The organism is Streptomyces sp. IBSBF 2435 (genome assembly GCF_036815005.1).
In the GTDB taxonomy this organism is placed as follows: Bacteria; Actinomycetota; Actinomycetes; order Streptomycetales; family Streptomycetaceae; genus Actinacidiphila.
In genome coordinates, this window is sequence record NZ_JAJSYW010000358.1 from 1 (window position 1) to 2,445 (window position 2,445).

Genomic DNA, 2,445 nt, shown 5'->3' on the forward strand with positions numbered 1-2,445 from the left:
GCCGGGCGCGGTGGAGGGGTGGCGGCGGCAGGTGCCGCAGTAGCCGGTGGCGGTGATGGTGCCCGCGCAGGGGCGGTGCGGGCACGGTGTGCCGGTCGCGGTCATGACGGCGTACCCCCTTCGTGGCGGTCCCCGACATCCGCGACGGGGACGTGGGCCGGGCCTTCGGCGGCCCGCGGATGGCCCGTACCGTCCGGCGGCGGCTGGCCCGGCCGGTCCACCAGGTCCAGGAAGCGGCGTACCGCCGCCTCGGCCGCCGGTACGCGGCAGGGCCGTTCGTACAGCAGCCGGTGCGCGGTGAGGTAGAGGTCGTCCGCCTCCAGGTTCTCGCCGCGGGCGGCGCCCTCCTCGTGCAGCCTGCGGTACGGGCCGAGCAGTCCGCGCAACTCGTCCCGGCGGAACCGCAGTTCGCGCAGCGCGGCGACGGCGGCCGGCAGCCGCTGCTCGGCGCGGGCCGCCATACGCTCGTAACGCGCCAGGTCCGGGGCCTCGTCGGGCGGGCCGGCGAAGGCGCCCTGGCCGCCCGTCAGTTCGGCGCGGGCGGCCATCACATGGATCAGCGCGTCGACGGCCCGGTCGGTCAACTCCTCGGCGCCGTGCACCCGGGCCATCAGGCCGTCGAGTTCGCGGGCCGGCGCCCCGGTGATCCGCAGCAGCCTCTCGCCCAGCCGCACCCGGCGCTCCTGGGCGGGGCGCAGCAGCAACTCCTCCCGGGCACGCGCGAAATGGGCGCCCGCGGTGCGGAAGACCAGCAGCACCCGGCTGCCCCTGGCGACCAGCAGCGCGAGCAGGTCGAGCAGCGACGCCGGGTCGGCGGCGGCGTCGACGCCGACCACCACGAGGGTGATGGTCACCCGGGCCGCCGCTATACGCTCGGCGACCGGCAGGTCAAGACGCTGCCACAGGCCCATCCGGCGGGCGATCCGCTCGGCGACCTCGTCGGTGCCGCGCCCGCTCACCTGGAGGGCCAGGTCCAGGCCGCCGGCCGCGGGCACGGTCCCCGGCGCGTCGAGCGACACGCGCCCGGTGGAGACCCGGCTGCGCAACTCCCGGTCGGCCAGGGTGATCGCCCGCCGCAAGGTGGCCGCGCGTGCCGGGTCGGCGTCGGGCACCAGGCTGATCTTGACCTGCCGGGCGGCGCCGTCGCCGCGTATCCGGGCGTCGCCGCGCAGCCACCGCGCCAGCCGCTCGGCGAACGGCTCGTCGAGCAGCGACCGGTCGTCGCCGGTCTCCGGCGAGCGCAGTTCCTCGTCGACCGCGGTCTGTCCGACGGTCCACTCGCCGACCTCGGGCAGGTGCTGCACGACGGTCTCCGCCGGGCTCATGAAGCTGTAGCCGCCGCCCTCTTCCGGCGCGCTGGCCAGCACCATGCCGATGACCCGGTCGGTGGCCAGGTCCACCACCCCGCCGCCGCTGAATCCCGGCCTGGCCAATTCCGCGGGGCTCGGCGGCCGGAGCTGCACCTGCCCGTCCCGGCCGCAGCCACCGACGATGGTGGCGGGCAGCCACAGGCCGCCGTTGTACGCGGCGGGGAAGCCGTACATCCGCACCTCGCGGCCCGGCGCGGACACCCGGTGCAGCGTGGTCGCCTCGGCGGCGGGGCGCGGCCGGTCGAGTTCGAGCAGCGCCACATCGCCGCTGGGGTCCCCGTCGGCGTCGCGCTTCTCCGGCCGGTAGGCGCCCCCGGTGACCCTGGCGGCCACCCTCGGCACCTGTATTCCCGCCGCGCCGACGAATTCCGCGGTGACCTCTTCGTCCCGCCCCACCACATGCGCGCAGGTCAGGACCCGGTCAGGGCTCAGCAGAATTCCACTGCCCGCGATCTTGCCATTGGCCCGCCGAAGGCGCACCGCCCAGGGCGGGGTCGCCAGGGAGGACCCGATACCGAATCCCCCGTCGGCCTCCATGCCGTGCACCATACGCCTGACGCAGCGTCATGTCCCGCCGAAAGACCTACACTTGTCCCCTTATCCGTGGATCACCCCTGGGGGCAGCCGCCGTGGAACCGCCGTCCTTCGTCGGCTTGGCCGAGGTCATCCAGCAGATACGCGGCGAGCTCGAACAGGCCAGGGCAGCCGCCGAGGACGAGCAGATCGGCTTCACGGTCGACAAGGTCAGCCTCGAATTCACCGTCCAGGTCCACCGCGCGGGCACCGCGGGCGGCGGCCTGCGCATCGGCGTGGTGACCGCCGAGCTGGGCGGCTCGGTCGACAAGGGCACCACCCACCGCGTCCAGGTCGACCTCGAACCCCACAACGGCTCGGGCCGCCTCAACGTCTCCCGCCAGGGCCGCTGACGCCGCCGGTTCCGGCGTGCTCAGCCGCTTGCGGGGTCGAGGCCGGCGAGGACGCGGCCGGCCCGGTGCCGCCAGGGACAGGCCGACGTAGCCCTGGCCGACGACGACCGCGCGGGCGGGGCCGGGCGCGGGGGGCGACGGGTCCGGCC

Annotated in this window: 2 protein-coding genes; one reads left to right on the forward strand and one right to left on the reverse strand. The window is 75.7% G+C overall.

Annotated features, from left to right (window positions below; genetic code table 11):
• Window positions 1-101: 101 nt before the first annotated feature.
• Window positions 102-1,907, reverse strand: a complete 1,806-nt coding sequence (locus V7E46_RS33325; RefSeq protein WP_333771897.1) for a serine protease — start codon at window positions 1,905-1,907, stop codon at window positions 102-104.
• A 92-nt stretch (window positions 1,908-1,999) separates the two neighbouring features.
• Here V7E46_RS33325 and V7E46_RS33330 point away from each other — a divergent pair, with 92 nt between their 5' ends.
• The gene (locus V7E46_RS33330; RefSeq protein ID WP_329179240.1) at window positions 2,000-2,296 is read left to right on the forward strand and encodes a trypco2 family protein; all 297 of its coding nucleotides are present in this window, start codon (window positions 2,000-2,002) and stop codon (window positions 2,294-2,296) included.
• Window positions 2,297-2,445 lie beyond the last annotated feature (149 nt).

Excerpts from the sequence above, each read along its gene's own strand:
- V7E46_RS33325 (WP_333771897.1), bottom strand. The coding sequence starts at position 1,907 with ATGGAGGCCGACGGGGGATTCGGTATCGGGTCCTCCCTGGCGACCCCG.